Genomic DNA, 20,381 nt, shown 5'->3' on the forward strand with positions numbered 1-20,381 from the left:
GCAATTCCTTGTGCGCCGCCTGCGCGCGGTCCTTGGGGGGATCTCCTTTGTCATCTTTTTCGTATGAGTCGATGCCGCATGCCGTCGGCATCATCGGGCTCGGTTATGTCGGGCTGCCGACCGCACTCGCCCTGCTGGAATCGGGCCTGCGGGTGACAGGCGTCGACGTCGACCCGCAGCGGCTGGACGCGATCCGCGCCCATCGCGTCGACCTGGTCCCGGACGACCACGAGCGGCTGCGCGCCCACACCGGGGACGCCCCGGGCGCCGATCGCTTCGTCCTCACCACCGACCCGGAGGCGCTGCGCGCCACCGAGGCCGTCCTGATCTGCGTACCGACGCCGGTCGACGAGCACCTGGTACCGGATCTGCGCGCCCTGGAGGGCGCTTGCGCGACGGCCGTGGCGCAGGCGGTTCCCGGGCAGACCATCGTGCTCACCTCGACGACGTACGTGGGCACCACGCGCGACCTGCTGCTGCGACCGCTGGCGGCGCGCGGCCTGCGCGTTCCCGAGGAGGTGTGCGTGGCGTACGCCCCCGAGCGCATCGACCCGGGGAGCACCGCGCACACACAGCGCACCACCCCGCGCGTGGTCGGCGGTGTGAGCCCCGAGTGCACGCGGCGCGCCGCCGATGTGCTGCGGCGCACCGGCGCGGAGGTGCACGAGGTGCACTCTCCGGAGGCGGCCGAGATGACCAAGCTCCTGGAGAACACCTTCCGCGCGGTCAACATCGCCCTGGCCAACGAGTTCGCGACGATCTGCGGCGAGCTGGGCCTGGAGGCACTGGAGGTCATAGAGGCGGCGGCCACCAAGCCGTACGGGTTCATGCCGTTCTTCCCCGGCCCCGGCGTGGGCGGGCACTGCATCCCGTGCGACCCGCACTACCTGCTGTGGCAGCTGCGCGGCCGGCGGGTGGCGTCACCCCTGATCGACACGGCGATGACGGCCATCGCGACCCGGCCGCAGGCGGTGGTGCAGCGCGCCCGCGACGTGCTCGCCGACTCCGGGGTGCCGCTGCGCGAGGCTCGGATCCTGGTCGTCGGCGTGACCTACAAACCGGGTGTCGCCGATCTGCGCGAGTCGCCGTCGCTGGAGATCCTGGCGGCGCTGAGCGAGGCGGGGGCGCAGGTGGCGTACACCGATCCGCTGGTCCCCGTGGTGTCGCTGCAGGGCCGGCGGCTGGTCGCCGAGGAGCGGCCCGGCGACCGGGACTGGGACCTGGTCCTGGTGCACTCGGTCCAGCCGCTGCAGGACCTGTCCTGGATCGGCGACCAGGTGCCGATCCTGGACACCACCTACCGGCTGCACGACTTCAAGCGGCGGGCGGTCGTATGAGCATCCATACCGAGCGGTCCGCCGCCCGCGCCCCCTCCGGAGCACCGCCGGTCATCGTCCCGCACCAGCGTGCGCGCCGCCGCGGCCGCCTCGCGCGGTTCGCGGACCGGATGGATCCGGGAGTACGGCACTCGGCGCGGCGCCTCGTCGTGGTGATCGTGCTGCTCCCGCTGCTGCTGGTGCTGGCCCGGGAGGCGCCCCGCCTGACACAGGCTCCACTGCTGCTCGGGTACGGGTTCCTGGTCCTGACCGTGACGATCGCCATGCTGTTCGTCGCCTACAGCCGCTACGACGACCCGTCGGTCCGTGTCCTGCACCGGCGCCCGGGCCGCCTGGACCGCTTCCCCGAGCTGCCGCGGCGGCCGCGGGTCAGCTTCCTGGTCGCTGTCAAGGACGAGGTGGACGGCATCGAGGCGTGCGTGCGTTCGATGGCGGCGAGCGACTGTCCCGACCTGCAGATCGTGGTCGTCGACGACGCCTCCACCGACGGCACCCGGGAGCGGCTGCGGCGGCTGGAGAACGAGCTGCCCGTGCAGGTGCTGTACCTGGAACGGAACGTCGGAAAGAAGCACGCGCTGGTGCTGGCGGCCGAGCTGGCGGACGGGGACGTCATCGCGTTCACCGACTCCGACTGCGTGCTCGCCCCGGACGCGCTGGGGCGGTGCGTCACGGCACTGCTGCGCCACCGGGAACTGGGAGCGGTCAGCGGGCACGCGCGCGCCCTCAACGCCGACGAGACGGTGCTCGCCCGGGCCCAGGACGTCTGGTACGAGGGGCAGTTCCGGGTGGCGAAGGCCGCGGAGGCCACCTTCGGCTCGGTCAGCTGTGTCTCCGGGCCGCTGGCGGTGTTCCGCCGCGACGCCATTCTCAATTACCTTCCGGCGTGGGCGGGCGACCGTTTCCTGGGCGGTGAATTCCGTTTCGCGACCGACCGGCAGCTCACCGGTTACGTACTCGGTCAGAAATGGAAAGGGAAAGGACTCAAACAGCAGTACGCCCATTCCCCCTTCGTCACGGAACAGGATTACCCGGAACTCCCCTGGCGGATCGGATATGTACAGTCGGCAAAGGTTCTCACCACCGTTCCCGCCCGTTTCCGACCGTTCATGCGGCAGCAGGTGCGCTGGAAGAAGAGTTTCATCAGGAATCTCTTCTTCACCGGCACGTTCATGTGGCGCCGCGGCCTGGGACCGGCCGTGCTCTTCTACGGGCACGTCCTGTGGGTGCTGTGCGCCCCGCTGATGGCCGTACGCCACCTCCTGTGGGCCCCGTTCCACGGGCTGTGGTTCCTGACCGGGCTGTACCTGGCCGGCATCACGCTCAAGGGCGTCGTGTGGGGGCTGGCCTGCAAGATCGACGAGCCCGGCTCCACGCGCTGGCGCTACCGGCCGCTGATGAGCCTGCTGTCGTCGCTGGTCCTGTCCTGGCTGCTGCCGTACTCGCTGCTGACCATCCGGCGCGGCGTGTGGTCGAGGAGGTTGTCATGAGGGCCGCCAAGGCCACCGGCCGGTTCGTCGCCGCGCTACTGACCGCGGCGACGGTCGCCGGGTTGTATCTGCTGGTCCTGTCCCGGGGGAGCTGGCCGCTGTGGTCGATCCTGTGACCGGGGAGCGCTCCCGCCTCGCCGTCCGTCTCGGCCGGCGAGGCCTGCGGACGGGGCTCGCCGCCCTGACGGCGCTGGTCCTCGCCGTGCCGTTCGCCGTGGCATGGCGGCTGTACGTGGAACAGCGCGACGTCACCCGCCAGGAGACGACGCCCGAGGCCCGGGTCGACGCCCGGACCGCCGCGCGCTGGAAGGCGGTGGGCGCCGGGCTCCCGGAGCGGGCGGCGCCGGTGATCCTCACGTACCACGATCTCCAGCCGGACAGCCCGAGCCGCTACGTGGTCAGCCCCGCGCAGTTCGAGCGGCAGCTGACGGCCCTGCGCGCGGCGGGCTACCGCACCCTCACCACCGACGAGTTCGTCACCTATCTGCTCGGCGGCCCGGTGCCGCCGCGCTCGGTGATGCTCACCTTCGACGACGGCACGCACGGTCTGTGGACGTACGGCGACCGCATCCTGGCGCGGCACGACATGACCGCCGTTTCGTTCCTCGTCACCGGGCGCGTGGGACAGCACCGGCCGTACTACCTGTCGTGGCAGGAGATCGCCAGGATGGCCCGGTCGGGCCGCTGGGACTTCGAGAACCACACCCACGAGTTGCACAGCCGCACCCGCGTCGGCCCCGACGGCAAGGTGGGTTCGCTCCTGGCCCATCGCATCTACCTCGCGTCGACGGGGCAGTTGGAGAGCGCCGCGCACTACGAGCGGCGCGTGCGCGCGGACTTCACCCGGTCCCTGAAGGACTTCGAGGAGCACGGGCTGCCCCGGCCGCGGCTGTTCGCGTACCCGTTCTCGGAGTCGGCGGAGCCGGTGAAGGAGGACAGTTCCTACTCGCGCGACCTCATCGAGCGGCTCTTCGCCGCGGCAGTCACCGACAAGACGCTGACGCCGGAGCCGCCGGGGCGCAGATCCACGGCGCACCAGCAGTACCAGCGCCTGGAGGTGTTCGCGGACACGACCGCGGACGACCTGCTCGACCGGGTCGCCGCCCGCACCCCGGTGCCTCCGGCCGGGGACCCGCTGAGCTTCCCCTCGCGGTGGACGGGCGACGACTGGAAGCCGCTGGAGAGCCTGGGATTCCTGACGGGCAACGGACCGTACCCGGGCACCGAGTCCTACCGGTACGCGGCGTACTCGCCCCACGGCGCGTCGGACTGGGACCACTACGCGGTGGACGCGCGGCTGCGCGGCCTTCCGGCGCGGGGCGGGCGGGGCACCGTGTTCGTGCGGGTCGGCGGTGACGCCACGGTCGGCGTGCGGATCTCGCACAACACCGCGCAGTTGATCGGCGGACCGCACCGCGACGAGGTGCTGGCCGAGCGCCCGCTCACGCCCGGTCCCGGCCACGAGGTGCGGATCAGCGTGGCCGGGCCGCGGACGACCGCCCTGGTGGACGGCCGGGTGAGCCTGTCGACGACCCACACGCGCGGGGTGCGCGGCACCGGCGGCATCGCCCTGACGGTGTCGAGGGACCCTGCGGTCGGCTCCTGGCCGTCGTACGCGAAGGTGCGGCTCGCGCCGCTGCCCGGTCCGCCCGCCGCCCACGGCCCCTTCGACGCCCCCGGTGGCTGGGTCGACGGCGACGGCGAGCGGGCCCAGGCGGTGATCGGGGACGGCACCGTCCAGCCCGTCGGGGTCGGCGGCTGGACGTACGCCGCGTACCGGCCGGGCAGCAGTCGAGCCTGGACCGGTTACACCCTGCGCACCCGGCTGACCGGGCTGACCGAGAACGGACTGCACGGCAGTGTCGTGGTCCGGCGGGGCGCGCCCGACCAGGTCACCGTGCGGCTGTCCGCGGGCTGGATCACGGTCCTGACCGGTCCGGACGACCATGCGCGCACCCTGCTCTCACGCAAGCTGCCGACCGCCTCGGCCCGGCAGGTGCGGGTGACCGTGAGCGCCGGGAGCACCCTGGTCGCGGTCGACGGGACGCCGGTGCGGACGACGGTGCCGGCCTCGGGCGGGACCGGCGGGGTCGCCCTGGCCGCCTACCGCACGTCGGGACTGCAGCCCTGGCCCGCCTTCGAGCACTGCGCGCTGGAGGGGGTCCGCCGGTGAGACTGCCGCCCGCGCTGCGCCGCCGCGCCCGAGCCCTGGCGGGGGCCGGGCTCGGTCTGGGGGCGCTCGCGGGCGTGCTGCTCCTGGTCGTGCCGTCCGCCGGGCACGACACGTCCGTGTTCCGGCCCGTCTTCCCGGGGCAGGGCCTGGTCACCAACGAGTTCGCGTACTGGCATCCCAACGCGCCAGGCGCCCGTCACTCCCCCGACTGGACCATGACGAGCGGCTCCGTCTTCGGCGCCGACGGTGCGGGGTGGACGGGGCATCCCGACGGCGAGCGGCCCGACGCCACGTCGTCACGTGCCACCGACTCGGCGGTCTTCAGGCTGGCCTCGCGCCGCCGGGACTTCGGGAACGCCCGTGTCACCCTGCGGCTGCGTCTGTCGGAGCTGGTCACCACGCCCCGCACACCCGCACGCTCCTACGACGGCGTGCACCTGTGGCTGCGCTTCCACAGCGAGCAGGAGTGCTACGCGGTCAGCGTGGCCAGGCGCGACGGCCACGTGGTGGTGAAGCGCAAGACCCCGGGCGGGCCGTCGAACGGCGGCACCTACGTCACGCTCGCGACGGCGCGGGCGCCGCTGCCCCAGAACACCTGGGCCGACGTGGACGCCACCGTCACCGATCTCGCGGACCGGCGCGTCCGCATCACGCTCGACGTCGCGGGCCGGCGCGTCCTGGACATGACCGACGACGCTCCGGGCCGCCTGTCCCGCCCGGGCGGCGTCGGCATCCGCGGCGACAACGCGGAGTTCCGGTTCCGGGACTTCACCGCACGCCCCGAATGACCCGCCCGTACCGCCCGAACCCAGGGGAGGCATCGTCATGCACGCCACCACGTCCCGCAGAGCCCCGACCGGAACAGGAAGGGCAGGACAGAGCGTCTTACGGCACCCACTCACCGCGCTGTTCACGGCGGCCGCCCTCGCGCTGGCCGCCCTGCTCCTGGCCGACCCCACCGCGCAGGCAGCCCCCGAGGCGGCGACCGTCGTGTCGCTCACATTCGACGACGGCCCGGCCGACCACTACTCCGCGGCGCGCCCGATCCTCGCCGACCACGGCATGAAGGCCACGTTCTACGTCAACAGCGGCCGCCTCGGCCTTCCGGGGTACCTGACCACCGCACAGGTGCAGCAACTGGCCGCCGACGGCCACGAGATCGGCGGCCACACCGTCACCCACCCGCACCTTCCGGCCCTGGGCGCCGACGACCAGAAGCGCGAGATCTGCGACGACCGCGTGGCCCTGCTGAACCTGGGTGTGCCGGTGAAGAACTTCGCCTATCCCTTCGGCGACTCGAGTGCCGCCACCGAGGGGTACGTCGCCGACTGCGGCTACAACTCCGCGCGGGACGTCGGCGGCCTGGTCACGCCCGGCTCGTGCAACGGCTGCCCGTACGCGAACACCGTGCCGCCCGCCGAGCCGTACAACGTCCGCACCAACGACTCGGTAGCCACGGGCACCACCCTGACCACGCTCCAGCAGTACGTGACCCAGGCCGAGGCGCAGGGCGGCGGCTGGGTTCCGATCGTCGTGCACCACGTGTGCGGCGGGTGCGATCCGACGTACGCGACGACACCCGCGACCCTCGACGCCTTCCTGGACTGGCTCCAGGGCCGGGGCACGACGGTGGCCACGGTCGACGAGGTGATCGGCGGACCGCTCCAGCCCGGCGTGCCGGGACCGGCGCCCGGCACCACGCTGCAGAACCCGTCCCTGGAGAGCGCCACGAGTGGGGTGCCGGCCTGCTTCCAGCTCGGCGGTTACGGCACCAACACCTACGCCTGGACCCACACGACGGACGCGCACACCGGCGCACGCGCCGAGCGCGTCGACATCACCGCGTACACGAGCGGCGACCGCAAGCTGGTCACCCGGCAGGACTCGGGCGCCTGCGCTCCCGCGGTGAGCCCGGGACACACCTACACGGTGGGCCTGTGGTTCAAGGGCAACTGGCCCGCGGGAGCGCCCGTGAAGCTCAGCGTGCATCTGCGCACCTCGTCCGGGACCTGGACGTACTGGACGAGCAGCACGGCGTACGCGGCCTCCGCCGGCTGGCAGCAGGCGTCGTACACGACGCCCTCGGTGCCCACGGGCCACACGGCGATCAGCTTCGGTCTCTCCCTGCCGGCCGTGGGGCACGCGACGGTGGACGACTTCTCGCTCGCCCAGGCCTCCTGAACGACCTCTCGACCGCGGGGGCGGCGGCACTCGGTGCCGCCGCCCCCGCGGTCGTTTGCTTTTCCTCAACAGCGGCTTTGATCGATCATCGCTCATTTGTTACGTAAAGATTTCACCTGAGAGCAATTACCGGCACCCAGTGCCTTGCGAGGTGGCACGCAGTGTCATACGTTTGAGTAGTCCGGGCGGCCGGCGTGCAGCGACCTTTCGTACGCCGGCTGTCCCCGCAAGCCTCTCCCGGGCCTGCGCGCCCGGACGCCTGCGTCACAGGCAACCTCCCGCGCCACAAAGCGCTGCCGAACAGCACCACAGCCGAACCGACGGCACCGTTCACCCACCCTCAGCAGCACCCGACGCAACCCTCAGCGCCCCTCCCTCAGGGCGCTCACCGCCGGAGGCAACACCGTGACCGTGAAGGACATCCTGGACGCGATCCAGTCGCCGGACTCGACGCCCGCCGACTTCGCCGCACTGCCGCTCCCCGAGTCGTACCGCGCGATCACCGTGCACAAGGACGAGACGGAGCTGTTCGCGGGCCTCGAGACCCGCGACAAGGACCCTCGCAAGTCGATCCACCTCGACGACGTGCCCGTGCCCGAGCTCGGCCCGGGCGAGGCCCTGGTGGCCGTCATGGCCTCCTCGGTCAACTACAACTCGGTGTGGACCTCGATCTTCGAGCCGCTGCCGACCTTCGGTTTCCTGGAGCGCTACGGCAAGCTCTCCGAGCTCACCAAGCGGCACGACCTGCCGTACCACATCATCGGCTCCGACCTCGCGGGCGTCGTCCTGCGCACCGGCCCGGGCGTCAACGCCTGGAAGCCCGGTGACGAGGTCGTCGCGCACTGTCTGTCCGTCGAGCTGGAGTCCAGCGACGGCCACAACGACACCATGCTCGACCCCGAGCAGCGCATCTGGGGCTTCGAGACGAACTTCGGCGGCCTCGCCGAGATCGCGCTCGTCAAGTCCAACCAGCTGATGCCCAAGCCCGGTCACCTGAGCTGGGAGGAGGCCGCCGCTCCCGGACTGGTCAACTCCACCGCGTACCGGCAGTTGGTCTCCCGCAACGGCGCCGGCATGAAGCAGGGCGACAACGTGCTCATCTGGGGCGCGAGCGGCGGACTCGGCTCGTACGCCACGCAGTTCGCGCTGGCCGGCGGCGCCAACCCCATCTGTGTGGTCAGCAGCCCCCAGAAGGCGGAGATCTGCCGCTCGATGGGCGCCGAGGCGATCATCGACCGCACCGCCGAGGACTACAGGTTCTGGAAGGACGAGCACACCCAGGACCCGAAGGAGTGGAAGCGCTTCGGCAAGCGCATCCGTGAGCTCACCGGCGGCGAGGACGTCGACATCGTCTTCGAGCACCCGGGCCGCGAGACCTTCGGCGCCTCCGTCTACGTCACGCGCAAGGGCGGCACCATCGTCACCTGCGCCTCGACCTCCGGCTACAACCACGAGTACGACAACCGCTACCTGTGGATGTCCCTGAAGCGGATCATCGGCTCGCACTTCGCCAACTACCGCGAGGCCTGGGAGGCCAACCGGCTCATCGCCAAGGGCAAGATCCACCCGACGCTCTCCAAGGTCTACTCCCTGGAGGACACCGGGCAGGCCGCCTACGACGTGCACCGCAACCTCCACCAGGGCAAGGTCGGCGTCCTCTGCCTCGCCCCCGAGGAGGGCCTGGGCGTGCGCGACGAGGAGATGCGCGCCAAGCACGTCGACGCCATCAACCGCTTCCGCAACGTCTGAGACACCCGGGGTCATAGATGACTGAGCGTCAGAAGGACCGGCCGTGGCTCATGCGCACGTACGCCGGTCACTCCACGGCCGAGGCGTCCAACGAGTTGTACCGGCGCAACCTCGCCAAGGGCCAGACCGGTCTGTCGGTGGCGTTCGACCTGCCGACGCAGACCGGCTACGACTCCGACCACATCCTCGCCCGCGGCGAGGTCGGCCGGGTCGGCGTGCCGATCGCGCACCTCGGTGACATGCGCAGGCTGTTCCAGGACATCCCCCTGGAGCAGATGAACACCTCGATGACCATCAACGCCACCGCCATGTGGCTGCTGGCGCTCTACCAGGTCGTCGCGGAGGAGCAGGGCGCGGACATCACCAAGCTCCAGGGGACGACCCAGAACGACATCGTCAAGGAGTACCTGTCGCGGGGCACCCACGTGTTCCCGCCCGGCCCCTCGCTCCGGCTGACGACGGACATGATCGCGTACACGGTCTCCCACATCCCGAAGTGGAACCCGATCAACATCTGCAGCTACCACCTGCAGGAGGCGGGCGCCACTCCGGTCCAGGAGATCGCATACGCGATGTCCACCGCCATTGCCGTCCTCGATGCCGTACGCGACTCGGGGCAGGTTCCCGAAGAGAAGTTCGGGGACGTCGTGGCCCGTATCTCCTTCTTCGTGAACGCGGGAGTCCGCTTCATCGAGGAGATGTGCAAGATGCGGGCGTTCGGGCGGATCTGGGACAAGGTCACGCGCGAGCGGTACGGCATCGAGGACCCCAAGCAGCGCCGTTTCCGTTACGGCGTGCAGGTCAACTCCCTCGGTCTGACCGAGGCGCAGCCGGAGAACAACGTCCAGCGGATCGTGCTGGAGATGCTGGCCGTCACGCTCTCGAAGGACGCACGCGCGCGTGCCGTGCAGCTCCCCGCCTGGAACGAGGCCCTCGGCCTCCCCCGCCCCTGGGACCAGCAGTGGTCGCTGCGCATCCAGCAGGTGCTGGCTCACGAGAGCGACCTGCTGGAGTACGAGGACATCTTCGAGGGCTCGAAGGTGATCGAGGCGAAGGTCGAGGCGCTGGTCGAGGAGTCGCTCGCGGAGATCGAGCGGATCCAGGAGATGGGCGGTGCGATGGCCGCCGTCGAGTCGGGCTACCTCAAGTCGCAGCTCGTGGCCTCGCACGCCGAGCGCCGGGCCCGTATCGAGTCCGGCCAGGAGAAGATCGTCGGCGTCAACATCTTCGAGACGACCGAGCCGAACCCGCTCACGGCCGACCTGGACACGGCGATCCAGACGGTCGACCCGGCGGTCGAGGCCCGGGTCATCGCCTCCCTCCAGAACTGGCGCGACACCCGCTACCAGCCGCCTTTCAACCACCCGCGCCCCTGCAAGGCGCTGGAGCGGCTGAAGGAGGCCGCCAAGGGCACCGGCAACCTCATGGAGGCCACCCTGGAGTGCGCCCGCGCCGGCGTCACGACCGGCGAATGGGCCGGGGCCCTGCGCGAGGTGTTCGGCGAGTTCCGCGCGCCGACCGGGGTCTCGTCCGCGCCGGTGGCGGTGGCCGCCGAGGAGGGCACCGCGCTGGCCCAGGTACGCCGGAAGGTGGATCTGACGGCTCGGGACCTCGGCGTCGGCAAGCTGCGCTTCCTGGTCGGCAAGCCGGGCCTGGACGGGCACTCCAACGGAGCCGAGCAGATCGCGGTGCGGGCCCGCGACGCCGGGTTCGAAGTGGTCTACCAGGGCATACGCCTGACGCCCGAGCAGATCGTGGACGCGGCCCTCGCGGAGGACGTGCACGCGGTCGGCCTCTCGATCCTCTCCGGCTCGCACGCCCAGCTCGTGCCGGACGTGCTCGAACGGCTGCGTGTGGCCGGTGCCACAGATATACCCGTGATCGCCGGTGGCATCATCCCCAACGGGGACGCCGAGCAGCTCAGGGCCGCCGGAGTGGCCGCGGTGTTCACCCCGAAGGACTTCGACATCACCGGGATCATCGGCCGCATCGTCGACGAGATCCGCAAAGCGAACAAGCTTGACCCCCTGGAGGTCCCCGCATGACAACGCCCGTCAACCGTCTGCGTCCGCGGCGCTCCTGCCTCGCGGTCCCGGGGAGCAACCCCCGCTTCCTGGAGAAGGCGCAGGGCCTCCCCGCCGACCAGGTCTTCCTCGACCTCGAGGACGCGTGCGCGCCGCTCGCCAAGCCCGAGGCGCGCCACACCATCGTCAAGTTCCTCAACGAGGGTGACTGGACCGGCAAGACGCGGGTCGTGCGCGTCAACGACTGGACGACCGAGTGGACGTACCGCGACGTCGTCACGGTCGTCGAGGGCGCGGGCCAGAACCTCGACTGCATCATGCTGCCGAAGGTGCAGGACGCCCAGCAGATCGTCGCCCTGGACCTGCTGCTGACGCAGATCGAGAAGACCATGGGCTTCGAGGTCGGCCGCATCGGTATCGAGGCGCAGATCGAGAACGCCCAGGGCCTCAACAACGTCAACGAGATCGCGACGGCCTCCCAGCGCGTCGAGACCATCATCTTCGGCCCGGCCGACTTCATGGCGTCGATCAACATGAAGTCGCTGGTCGTGGGCGAGCAGCCGCCCGGCTACCCGGCGGACGCCTACCACTACATCCTGATGAAGATCCTGATGGCCGCCCGCGCCAACAACCTCCAGGCGATCGACGGCCCCTACCTGCAGATCCGCAACATCGACGGCTACCGCGAGGTCGCCCAGCGCGCCGCGGCCCTCGGCTTCGACGGCAAGTGGGTGCTGCACCCGGGCCAGGTCGAGGCGTCCAACGAGATCTTCTCGCCCTCGCAGGAGGACTACGACCACGCCGAGCTGATCCTGGACGCGTACGACTACTACACGTCCGAGGCGGGCGGCAAGAAGGGCTCCGCGATGCTCGGCGACGAGATGATCGACGAGGCCAGCCGCAAGATGGCGCTGGTCATCGCGGGCAAGGGGCGCGCGGCGGGAATGCAGCGCACCGGCAAGTTCGAGATCCCGGAGGCGTGACGCGATGCAGTTCGGGCGCACCTACGAGGAGTTCGAGGTCGGGGCGACGTACAAGCACTGGCCGGGCAAGACGGTCACGGAGTACGACGACCACCTGTTCTGTCTCCTCACCATGAACCACCACCCGCTCCACATGGACGTCAACTACGCCGAGAACACGACGGACTTCGGCAAGAACGTGGTGGTCGGGAACTACATCTACTCCCTCCTGCTCGGCATGTCCGTGCCGGACATCTCCGGCAAGGCCATCGCCAACCTGGAGATCGAGTCGCTCAAGCACGTGGCGCCGACGTTCCACGGCGACACGATCTACGGCGAGACGACCGTGCTCGACAAGTGGCCGTCGAAGTCGAAGAACGACCGCGGGATCGTCCACGTCGAGACCAAGGGCTACAAGCAGGACGGGACGCTCGTGTGCGTGTTCCGCCGCAAGGTGATGGTGCCGACCGAGACGTACATCAAGGAGCGCGGCGGCGAGCAGCCCGGCCGCCCCGAGCTCAAGGAGCAGGAGAAGTAGCCATGGCCCGTCTCGCCCAGACCGCCGGTCTGACCGACATCCAGCAGGAGATTCTCTCCACCGTCCGCGACTTCGTGGACAAGGAGATCATCCCGGTCGCGACCGAGCTGGAGCACCGCGACGAGTACCCGCAGCAGATCGTCGACGGTCTGAAGGAGCTGGGCCTGTTCGGCCTGATGATCCCCGAGGAGTACGGGGGTCTGGGCGAGTCGCTCCTGACGTATGCGCTGTGCGTGGAGGAGATCGCCCGCGGCTGGATGTCGGTGTCCGGCATCATCAACACGCACTTCATCGTGGCGTACATGCTCAAGCAGCACGGCACGCAGGAGCAGAAGGACCACTTCCTGCCGAGGATGGCGGCCGGCGACATCCGCGGCGCCTTCTCGATGTCGGAGCCGGGCCTGGGCTCCGATGTGTCGGCGATCACGTCGAAGGCGGTCAAGGACGGCGACGAGTACGTTCTGAACGGCCAGAAGATGTGGCTGACGAACGGTGGTACGTCCTCACTCGTGGCCGTCCTGGTCCGAAGTGACGAAGGACACCCCGAGGGCACCGCGCCCCACAAGTCGATGACCACCTTCCTCGTCGAGAAGGAGCCCGGCTTCGGAGAGGTCCGCCCCGGCCTCACCATCCCGGGCAAGATCGAGAAGATGGGCTACAAGGGTGTCGACACCACCGAGCTCATCATGGACGGCCTGCGGATTCCGGCCGATCGGGTGCTCGGCGGGGTCACCGGCCGAGGTTTTTACCAAATGATGGACGGCGTGGAGGTCGGCCGCGTCAACGTGGCGGCGCGTGGCTGTGGCGTCGCTCAGCGTGCTTTCGAACTCGGTGTCCAGTACGCCCAGCAGCGGCACACTTTCGGCAAGCCGATCGCCCAGCACCAGGCCATCCAGTTCAAGCTGGCCGAGATGGCTACCAAGGTCGAGGCCGCTCATGCCATGATGGTGAACGCCGCACGCAAAAAGGACTCCGGGGAACGAAACGACCTTGAGGCTGGGATGGCGAAGTACCTCGCCTCCGAGTACTGCAAGGAGGTCGTGGAGGACGCCTTCCGGATCCACGGCGGCTACGGCTTCTCCAAGGAGTACGAGATCGAGCGCCTCTACCGCGAGGCCCCGATGCTGCTCATCGGTGAAGGCACGGCCGAGATCCAGAAGATGATCATCGGCCGCAGGTTGCTCGAAGAGTATCGATTCCAGGGCTAGATGTCCGGATACGGGGTGTTTTCTTGGAATACAGGATCACACCCCGTCAGCACTCTTCGGCTGCCGACTCGGCTTCCTGGCTTACCCAGTTACGGCTCCGAGCCGCTACGATCGCCCAGAAAGCCGCCGTCCCCCGTCAAGCGCGGCATCATCCGCTACGAAGGTCATCCATGCCCCACAGCCAAACCTCTGCACCACGCGACAGCCTGGTCGGCGTACGCCTCGCGCGCGGAGCATCGCCGTGGCTTCTCCCGACCGTCGCCACCGCAGCCGTCAGCCTGCTCCGCGCCCGCCGCTCGGGTGTCGCCAAGGCCGTCGCCGTACCCGCCACCGCTCTCGCGGCGGGCATGCTGTGGTTCTTCCGCGACCCCGAGCGCGAGATCGCACAGGGCCGGGTCATCTCCCCGGCCGACGGCGTGGTGCAGAGCATCATGCCGTGGAAGGACGGACGCACCCGCGTCGCGATCTTCATGAGCCCGCTCAACGTCCACGTCAACCGCGCCCCCCTCTCCGGCACGGTGACGTCGGTCGAGCACATCCCCGGCGGGTTCGTTCCGGCGTTCAACAAGGAGAGCGAGAACAACGAGCGCGTCGTCTGGCACTTCGACACCGAGCTCGGTGACATCGAGATGATCCAGATCGCCGGCGCCGTCGCCCGCCGCATCGTCCCCTACGTCCCGCAGGGCACGAAGGTCGAGCAGGGCGACCGCATCGGTCTGATCCGCTTCGGCTCGCGCGTCGACATCTACCTGCCCGAGGGCGTGGAGGTCGCGGTGGAGGTCGGCCAGAAGACGGTGGCTGGGGTGACTCGCATTGACCGTGATTGATCCGGAGACCCAGGCGGGCTGGGTGCCCGAGGCCGACGAGGACGACGAGGAGGAGATGCCCCTCTCCCTGCGTCTGTCGATAGCGGACACCCTGACGCTCGGCAACGCCACGTGCGGCTTCATGGCGGTGTACTTCACCACCACCGGCATCCTCATCCCGCACCTCACCGACAGCCAGGAATCCGGCATGGCCCGCAACAGCGCGGCCACGGCGGTCATCCTGATGCTGTGCGCGGCGGTCTTCGACCTGTTCGACGGCCTGGTCGCGAGGAAGCTCCGCTCCTCCCCCATGGGCGCCGAGCTGGACAACCTCTCCGACCTGATCAGCTTCGGTCTGGCACCGGCGTACTTCGTCCTCGTCTACGGCATGGTGGCCGACGACGCGTACCAGAAGGTGGCGGCGGTGGGCGCGATCGTCGTGCTGCTGGCCGTGGTGCTCAGGCTCGCGAGATTCTCCTGCGTGACGGTGAAGAACGGCATGTTCCAGGGCATGCCCTCGCCGTTCGGCGCGCTGACGGTCGTATCGATCGTGCTCCTCGAGCTGCCTTTCGTGGCGACGCTCCTGGCCATCCTCGGCACCGCCTGGCTGATGGTGAGCCGCGTGGAGTACCCGAAGCCGCGGGGCCGCCTCGCGGTCGCGATGCTGTCGTGGATCGTCCTGTCGATGGGACTGCTCGCCGCCTGGGCGTTCGACGCCCCGAGCGGCCAGCTGCTGCTCCAGACGGGCTGTGCGCTGCAGCTGGTCATGGGCGCGGTGATCCCGCTGTTCGCCACGGCCCGCCGGGTGAACAACTTCCGCGACAACCGACGCGAGGCGCGGGCGGCGCAGCTGCCGTAGCGCTCCGCTGGGTGGGGCCCCGGACCGGGTGGTCGGGGCCCTTCGCGTGCCCGGCGCTGCCACGGGCGTCGCTGGGGGCTCCGCCCCCAGACCCCCGTCTCGGTCGGACAAGAGGTGAACCCGTCAAGAAACCGAGCCGGGCCGTTGGGGTTCCCTCCTGTCCGACCGAGTCGGGTGGTGGATGGGCACACGCCCGGGGGCCAGGGGGCGGAGCCCCCTGGCGGGGTCGAAGGGGCAGCGCCCCTGGGGATGGGACGGGTGGGCGGCGGGCGCGAGAAACCCCCGGCCTCAGCTCAGGAAGTCCCGCCCGATCCGCTCCGCGACCCGCTCCAGAATCGGACCGGCCTCCGCGATGCACGTCGCCACATCCGGCTCGACCTCCGTGAGGGGATACGCCCGCCGGATCCCGGCCCTGCCCAGCGCCTCGGGCGGGAGGGCCAACCGCCCGCAGACCGCGACGACCTCCTTGCCCGCCGCCCGAGCGGCCGCGGCAACCCCCGCCGGCGCCTTCCCATGCAGCGTCTGCTCGTCCAGCGACCCCTCACCCGTGATCACCAGCTCCGCCCGCTCAACAGCCGGTCCGAACCCGAGCACGTCCAGCATGACCTCGATGCCCGGCCGGAAACGCGCCCCCAGCAGCAGCGCACCGTAGCCGATACCACCCGCCGCTCCGGCCCCCGGCGACGCCGCGCACTCCGCGGCCTCAGAACCGACCGCCTCCTCCAGCACCTTCGCGTAGTGCGCGAGCGCGGCATCCAGCGTCTCGACGTCGTCCGGCGAAGCCCCCTTCTGCGGCCCGTACACCGCCGGCGCCCCCTTCGGGCCGGTCAACGGGTTGTCCACATCGCTCGCCAGAACCAGCTCCACCGACTCAAGACGCGGGTCGAGGCCCGACAGATCCGCCCGGGCCAGGTCCGTCAGACCACCCCCGCCGGGCGACACCGGCTCCCCGTCCTCGTCCAGGAACCGAGCGCCCAGCGCCGACAGCATCCCCGCGCCGCCATCCGTCGTCGCACTCCCGCCGACCCCGAACACGATCGTCCGCGCGCCCGCGTCCAGCGCGGCCCGCAGCAGCTCCCCGGACCCGTACGTCGACGCGGTCAGGGGCGCGAAGACGCCCGCCGGCAGCCGTTGCAGCCCGCTCGCCTCGGCCATCTCCACGACCGCCGTGCCGCCGCGCAGCGCGAACGCGGCCGTCACCTCGTGCCCGAGGGGCCCGGCGACCCGGACCTCCCTCCGCTCGAACCCGGCCGCGACCGCCGCGTCCACGGTCCCGTCGCCGCCATCGGCGACGGGCAGCGCCGCCACCTCGGCATCCGGCACGACCCGGCGCAGCCCGGCCGTCACCCGCTCCGCGACCTCCACAGCCGTCAGCGAGCCCTTGAACTTGTCCGCGGCAACCAGCACCCGTCGGGTGCCGTGCACTGCAGAGTCCGCCACGTTGCCATCCCCTTGCTCTCCAGGCCCGACGCACGTCGGGGCCAGTCGCGCCGCTGCGACCCTAACCGGAGAGCCTCGCCGCCGCCACGCCACGCCCAGACCCTGAGAATCCGGTGAGAACGCCCTGCGGACCTCCTTGGCGTCCCGCAGCGTCCCGCTCCGCGAACCCCGCGTCTCCCCCGCCGAACCCCGCGCGCCCGCCCCCGGAATTGGGTAAACCGGAACCATGACCCCTGTGGGCACTGAGCCAGAGCTCGCCGACCGCGTCCTCGGTGGCTGGCTGGGCCGGATCGCGGGCAACATGCTCGGCAAGCCGGTCGAGCAGGGCGACCTGTGGACGCGGGACCGCATCGACCGCTACCTGCGGCAGGCCTCCGCCCTGCCCCTCACGGACTACCTCCCCGAACCCCCGGACGGCGGCGACGACGGCAGCGGCGACGGCTTCGTCCTGCGGCCGGACTGGCGTCAGTGCGTGCGCGGCCGCATCCACGGCAGCTGCCGCGACGACGACGTCGACTACGCCATCCTCGGACTCGACCTCCTGGAGACGCACGGCTTCGACTTCAGCACCGAGCAGGTCGGGGACCTGTGGCTGCTGAGGCTGCCGTATCTGCAGACGTTCACCGCCGAGCGGGCCGCCTACCGAAACCTCGCCAACGGGATCAAGCCGCCGCTGACGGCGACGTACGACAACCCGTACCAGGAGTGGATCGGCGCCCTCATCCGCGCCGACATCTACGGCTGGACCAGCCCCGGCGTCCCGCGCCGCGCCGCCTCCCTGGCCCGCCGGGACGCGGTGCTCTCCCACACCGGCAACGGCGTGTACGGCGCGATGTGGGCGGCCGCCCTGGTCTCGGCGGCGTTCGAGGCGCCGACGGTGCGGCACGCGCTGGACGAGGCACTGACCGTGATCCCGGCGAGCAGCCGGCTCGCCCGTACCGTACGCCGGGTCGTCTCCCTCCACGAGACCCGCCTGGCCTGGGAGGACACGCTCACCACGGTGGCGGAGGAGACCGCGGGCCTGGGCTGGATCCACACCGTCCCGAACGCCGCCGTCCTCACCGCCGGGCTCCTGTACGGCGACGGCGACTTCACCCGCACCATCGCGCTGACCGTCCGCGGCGGCCTGGACACCGACTCCAACGGCGCGACGGCCGGCTCGGTGGTCGGCGTGCTGACCGGGGCGGACGCGATCCCCGACCAGTGGAAGGACCCGCTGGAGGACACGGTGCGCAGTGCGGTGTTCGGTTTCGACGGCGTACGGATCAGCGAGCTGGCGGAACGGACCCTGAGACTGGCGGAAGCGGAGACCTGAGGCTGGCCGGGCGGCTCCGGGAACCGGCCACTTGCGCTGGTTACCCTTCCTGGATGACCACTTCTGACTTCGCCACGTACATCGCGTCCCTCCCCCGTGTCCTGGCCGGGGCCGCCGCGCTGTTCCGGGACGCCGAGGGCCGCGTGCTGCTCGTCGAGCCCAACTACCGCGACGGCTGGGCGCTGCCGGGCGGGACGATCGAGTCCGACGACGGCGAGACCCCGCGCCAGGGCGCGCGCCGCGAGACGCTCGAGGAGATCGGCCTCGACCGGGAGCTCGGCCGGCTGCTCGCGGTGGACTGGGTGCACGGCCCGGGACGCCCGCCACTGGTGGCGTACGTGTACGACGGCGGGGTTCTCGCCGAGGACGACTTCAAGTCGATCCGCCTCCAGGAGGAGGAGCTGCTGTCCTGGCGCCTCGTCGCGCGCGAGGAACTGGACGACTACCTCCTGGGATCCCTGGGCCACCGCGTCCTGGCCGCACTGGACGTCCTCAAGGCCGGCTCGGGCACGGCGGAGCTGGAGAACGGTCACCGGGTCGGCTGAACCCTCGACGCCCCCGGGCTTCACATCCACCTCTCGCAGCACACGAATATCTGTTCGCCGCACCCGGCCGCCCCGCCCTACCCTCGACTGCATGAGCAAGCCCCTCGTCGCCATCCTCAGCGGCGCCGGTATCTCCACCGACTCCGGCATCCCCGACTACCGCGGGCCGAACGGGCTGTGGCGGCGCGATCCCGAGGCCGAGAAACTCGTGACGTACGAGTACTACATGGGCGATCCGGAGATCCGCCGCCGCTCATGGCAGATGCGACGCAAGAACCGCACGCTCAAGGCCCAGCCCAACGCCGCGCACCACGCGGTGGCCGAGCTGGAGCGGGCCGGGGTCCCCGTCCGCGTGATCACCCAGAACGTGGACGGCCTGCACCAACTCGCCGGGATGCCCGCCCGCAAGGTCCTCGAACTGCACGGCAGCGCACGCAGTGTCGTCTGCACCAACTGTCACACCCGCAGCCCCATGGAAGACGCCCTCGCCCGCGTCGAGGCCGGCGAGGACGACCCGCCCTGCCTGCAGTGCGGCGGCATCCTCAAGTCGGCCACCGTGATGTTCGGCGAGCGCCTCGACCCCGTCGTCCTCGGCGAAGCCGTCGCGATCACCAAGGCCTGCCAGGTCTTCATCGCCGTCGGCACCAGCCTCCAGGTCCAGCCCGCCGCAGGCCTCGCCGGCATCGCCGCCGACCACGGCGCACGCCTCGTCATCGTCAACGCCGAACCGACGCCGTACGACGACCGCGCCGACGACGTCGTACGCGAACCGATCGGCACCGCCCTGCCCAGTCTCCTGGGCAGGCTGAGCGCCGAGAGCGACTGACTACCGGCCCTTCGGGCATGGCGGCGGCGGGGCGCGTTTTCTGCTGGGCGAAGGAGGCGACGGGCTTGCCGAAGACGCCCTCGTGGACCGCATTGACCATGCGTCCGTCCGGCACCTGGGACGACGACGCGTACGCCGGAATCGTTCTGTCATGCGCCCTCGCCGTCGCGGCGGCCGGAGCGGCGGCAGCACTGTGGCTGGTGCCTTCGATCCGGAGGGCCGGGCCGTGGTGGTGGATACTCCCGGCTCTGTTGCTGGGCGTGGTTGCGGGAGCGCGCCGGGCCCTGAGCGGTTAGGCCGGTCCAGCATGTTCCGCGGACCGGTTCGCCGGTCGTACCCACCGGGGGCAACTCTTGGTCAGAACAGCGCCGTTCCCCGCTCGAAGTCCAGTAGGCGCTGCTTGCGGTCCAGGCCGCCGCCGTAGCCGGTGAGGCCGCCGGTCGCGCCGATGACCCGGTGGCAGGGGACGATGATGCCGACGGGATTCCTGCCGTTGGCGAGGCCGACCGCGCGGGAGGCCTTGGGGTTGCCCAGGGCGTCGGCCAGTTCGCCGTAGGAGCGGGTCTCGCCGTAGGGGATCTGCTGGAGTTGCTTCCAGACGCCGCGCTGGAAGGGTGTGCCGTGCAGCCGTAGTTCGACGGTGAACTCCTTCAACTCGCCCTCGAAATAGGCCTCCAGTTGTTCCTCGGCCTCACCGAAGGGGGCGTCGTCGCGGTCCCCGAAGGTCTCTTCCGGTGGGCGGTGACGCTGGTCGGTCATGTAGAGGCCGCACAGGACGCCGTCGTCGGCCACGAGGGTGAGGGGGCCGTAGGGACTGTCGATGATCGTGTGCTGTTTCCGCTTCGCCATCTTCGTTACCTTCGTCATCTTCGTTGTCTTCGTCATCTTCGTTGTCTTCGTCATCTTCGTTGTCTTCGTCGCTTTTCTCGCA

The 20,381-nt window shown here is 70.5% G+C and carries 18 protein-coding genes; 16 read left to right on the forward strand and 2 right to left on the reverse strand.

Translation table 11 applies throughout. From position 1 onward, the window contains the following. The first annotated feature begins 71 nt into the window (after nucleotides 1–71). The 12 genes from ABZO29_RS10605 (at nucleotide 72) to pssA (ending at nucleotide 15,324) form a co-directional block, all read left to right on the forward strand. Nucleotides 72–1,337 carry a nucleotide sugar dehydrogenase gene (locus ABZO29_RS10605; protein ID WP_367319897.1) on the forward strand — a complete coding sequence of 422 codons (1,266 nt, stop codon included), beginning with the start codon at nucleotides 72–74 and terminating at the stop codon, nucleotides 1,335–1,337. Next, the gene (locus ABZO29_RS10610; protein WP_367319898.1) at nucleotides 1,334–2,824 is read left to right on the forward strand and encodes a glycosyltransferase; all 1,491 of its coding nucleotides are present in this window, start codon (nucleotides 1,334–1,336) and stop codon (nucleotides 2,822–2,824) included. Before ABZO29_RS10605 ends, ABZO29_RS10610 begins: the two co-directional genes overlap by 4 nt. A 100-nt stretch (nucleotides 2,825–2,924) precedes the next feature. Beyond that, nucleotides 2,925–4,997 carry a polysaccharide deacetylase family protein gene (locus ABZO29_RS10615; RefSeq protein ID WP_367319899.1) on the forward strand — a complete coding sequence of 691 codons (2,073 nt, stop codon included), beginning with the start codon at nucleotides 2,925–2,927 and terminating at the stop codon, nucleotides 4,995–4,997. Next, nucleotides 4,994–5,785: a hypothetical protein gene (locus ABZO29_RS10620; protein WP_367319900.1), complete on the forward strand. Its 792-nt coding sequence runs from the start codon at nucleotides 4,994–4,996 to the stop codon at nucleotides 5,783–5,785. The genes ABZO29_RS10615 and ABZO29_RS10620 overlap by 4 nt, the downstream gene beginning before the upstream one ends. A gap of 37 nt (nucleotides 5,786–5,822) precedes the next feature. Beyond that, nucleotides 5,823–7,178, forward strand: coding sequence for a polysaccharide deacetylase family protein (locus ABZO29_RS10625; protein ID WP_367319901.1), 1,356 nt, complete (start codon nucleotides 5,823–5,825; stop codon nucleotides 7,176–7,178). 411 nt (nucleotides 7,179–7,589) lie between these two features. Next, nucleotides 7,590–8,927: a crotonyl-CoA carboxylase/reductase gene (gene ccrA / locus ABZO29_RS10630; protein WP_367326100.1), complete on the forward strand. Its 1,338-nt coding sequence runs from the start codon at nucleotides 7,590–7,592 to the stop codon at nucleotides 8,925–8,927. 17 nt (nucleotides 8,928–8,944) lie between these two features. Continuing rightward, nucleotides 8,945–10,972 carry a protein meaA gene (locus tag ABZO29_RS10635; RefSeq protein ID WP_367319902.1) on the forward strand — a complete coding sequence of 676 codons (2,028 nt, stop codon included), beginning with the start codon at nucleotides 8,945–8,947 and terminating at the stop codon, nucleotides 10,970–10,972. Continuing rightward, complete coding sequence (locus ABZO29_RS10640; RefSeq protein ID WP_367319903.1) at nucleotides 10,969–11,934, forward strand: CoA ester lyase; 966 nt, start codon at nucleotides 10,969–10,971, stop codon at nucleotides 11,932–11,934. The genes ABZO29_RS10635 and ABZO29_RS10640 overlap by 4 nt, the downstream gene beginning before the upstream one ends. A 4-nt stretch (nucleotides 11,935–11,938) precedes the next feature. Further along, nucleotides 11,939–12,451, forward strand: coding sequence for a MaoC family dehydratase (locus tag ABZO29_RS10645; protein ID WP_367319904.1), 513 nt, complete (start codon nucleotides 11,939–11,941; stop codon nucleotides 12,449–12,451). Nucleotides 12,452–12,453: 2 nt separating this feature from the next. After that, on the forward strand, nucleotides 12,454–13,659 hold the full coding sequence (locus tag ABZO29_RS10650; RefSeq protein WP_367319905.1) for an acyl-CoA dehydrogenase family protein: 1,206 nt from the start codon (nucleotides 12,454–12,456) through the stop codon (nucleotides 13,657–13,659). A gap of 170 nt (nucleotides 13,660–13,829) precedes the next feature. Further along, on the forward strand, nucleotides 13,830–14,486 hold the full coding sequence (locus tag ABZO29_RS10655) for a phosphatidylserine decarboxylase (protein WP_367319906.1): 657 nt from the start codon (nucleotides 13,830–13,832) through the stop codon (nucleotides 14,484–14,486). A gap of 22 nt (nucleotides 14,487–14,508) precedes the next feature. Then, nucleotides 14,509–15,324 (forward strand): CDP-diacylglycerol--serine O-phosphatidyltransferase, encoded by an 816-nt coding sequence (pssA, locus tag ABZO29_RS10660; protein ID WP_367326101.1) that lies wholly within the window; start codon nucleotides 14,509–14,511, stop codon nucleotides 15,322–15,324. 288 nt (nucleotides 15,325–15,612) lie between these two features. Here the strand turns inward: pssA and ABZO29_RS10665 are convergent, their stop codons facing one another. Further along, a complete protein-coding gene (locus tag ABZO29_RS10665) occupies nucleotides 15,613–16,764 on the reverse strand; it encodes a glycerate kinase (RefSeq protein WP_367319907.1) in 1,152 nt (383 codons plus the stop codon). Nucleotides 16,765–16,990: 226 nt separating this feature from the next. On the opposite strand from ABZO29_RS10665, the gene ABZO29_RS10670 reads away from it, so the two are divergent. The 4 genes from ABZO29_RS10670 to ABZO29_RS10685 all read left to right on the forward strand — a co-directional run bounded on the left by ABZO29_RS10670 (nucleotide 16,991) and on the right by ABZO29_RS10685 (nucleotide 19,746). Beyond that, nucleotides 16,991–18,079, forward strand: coding sequence for an ADP-ribosylglycohydrolase family protein (locus ABZO29_RS10670; protein WP_367319908.1), 1,089 nt, complete (start codon nucleotides 16,991–16,993; stop codon nucleotides 18,077–18,079). 53 nt (nucleotides 18,080–18,132) lie between these two features. Continuing rightward, a complete protein-coding gene (locus tag ABZO29_RS10675) occupies nucleotides 18,133–18,624 on the forward strand; it encodes an NUDIX domain-containing protein (RefSeq protein WP_367319909.1) in 492 nt (163 codons plus the stop codon). Nucleotides 18,625–18,715: 91 nt separating this feature from the next. After that, nucleotides 18,716–19,450, forward strand: coding sequence for an NAD-dependent deacetylase (locus ABZO29_RS10680; protein WP_367319910.1), 735 nt, complete (start codon nucleotides 18,716–18,718; stop codon nucleotides 19,448–19,450). 65 nt (nucleotides 19,451–19,515) lie between these two features. Next, nucleotides 19,516–19,746 carry a hypothetical protein gene (locus ABZO29_RS10685; protein ID WP_367319911.1) on the forward strand — a complete coding sequence of 77 codons (231 nt, stop codon included), beginning with the start codon at nucleotides 19,516–19,518 and terminating at the stop codon, nucleotides 19,744–19,746. Nucleotides 19,747–19,807: 61 nt separating this feature from the next. On the opposite strand, the gene ABZO29_RS10690 is transcribed toward ABZO29_RS10685, so the two are convergent. After that, nucleotides 19,808–20,299, reverse strand: coding sequence for a methylated-DNA--[protein]-cysteine S-methyltransferase (locus tag ABZO29_RS10690; protein ID WP_367319912.1), 492 nt, complete (start codon nucleotides 20,297–20,299; stop codon nucleotides 19,808–19,810). Between the last annotated feature and the right edge of the window lie 82 nt (nucleotides 20,300–20,381).

The organism is Streptomyces sp. HUAS ZL42 (assembly GCF_040782645.1).
GTDB lineage: Bacteria > Actinomycetota > Actinomycetes > Streptomycetales > Streptomycetaceae > Streptomyces.

Coding starts and splice junctions, on each gene's coding strand:
- ABZO29_RS10670 (WP_367319908.1), top strand. CDS start 16,991: ATGACCCCTGTGGGCACTGAGCCAGAGCTCGCCGACCGCGTCCTCGGT.
- ABZO29_RS10605 (WP_367319897.1), top strand. CDS start 72: ATGCCGCATGCCGTCGGCATCATCGGGCTCGGTTATGTCGGGCTGCCG.
- ABZO29_RS10675 (WP_367319909.1), top strand. CDS start 18,133: ATGACCACTTCTGACTTCGCCACGTACATCGCGTCCCTCCCCCGTGTC.
- ABZO29_RS10655 (WP_367319906.1), top strand. CDS start 13,830: ATGCCCCACAGCCAAACCTCTGCACCACGCGACAGCCTGGTCGGCGTA.
- ABZO29_RS10650 (WP_367319905.1), top strand. CDS start 12,454: ATGGCCCGTCTCGCCCAGACCGCCGGTCTGACCGACATCCAGCAGGAG.
- ABZO29_RS10635 (WP_367319902.1), top strand. CDS start 8,945: ATGACTGAGCGTCAGAAGGACCGGCCGTGGCTCATGCGCACGTACGCC.
- ABZO29_RS10640 (WP_367319903.1), top strand. CDS start 10,969: ATGACAACGCCCGTCAACCGTCTGCGTCCGCGGCGCTCCTGCCTCGCG.
- ABZO29_RS10680 (WP_367319910.1), top strand. CDS start 18,716: ATGAGCAAGCCCCTCGTCGCCATCCTCAGCGGCGCCGGTATCTCCACC.
- ABZO29_RS10645 (WP_367319904.1), top strand. CDS start 11,939: ATGCAGTTCGGGCGCACCTACGAGGAGTTCGAGGTCGGGGCGACGTAC.
- ABZO29_RS10625 (WP_367319901.1), top strand. CDS start 5,823: ATGCACGCCACCACGTCCCGCAGAGCCCCGACCGGAACAGGAAGGGCA.
- ABZO29_RS10610 (WP_367319898.1), top strand. CDS start 1,334: ATGAGCATCCATACCGAGCGGTCCGCCGCCCGCGCCCCCTCCGGAGCA.
- ABZO29_RS10690 (WP_367319912.1), bottom strand. CDS start 20,299: ATGGCGAAGCGGAAACAGCACACGATCATCGACAGTCCCTACGGCCCC.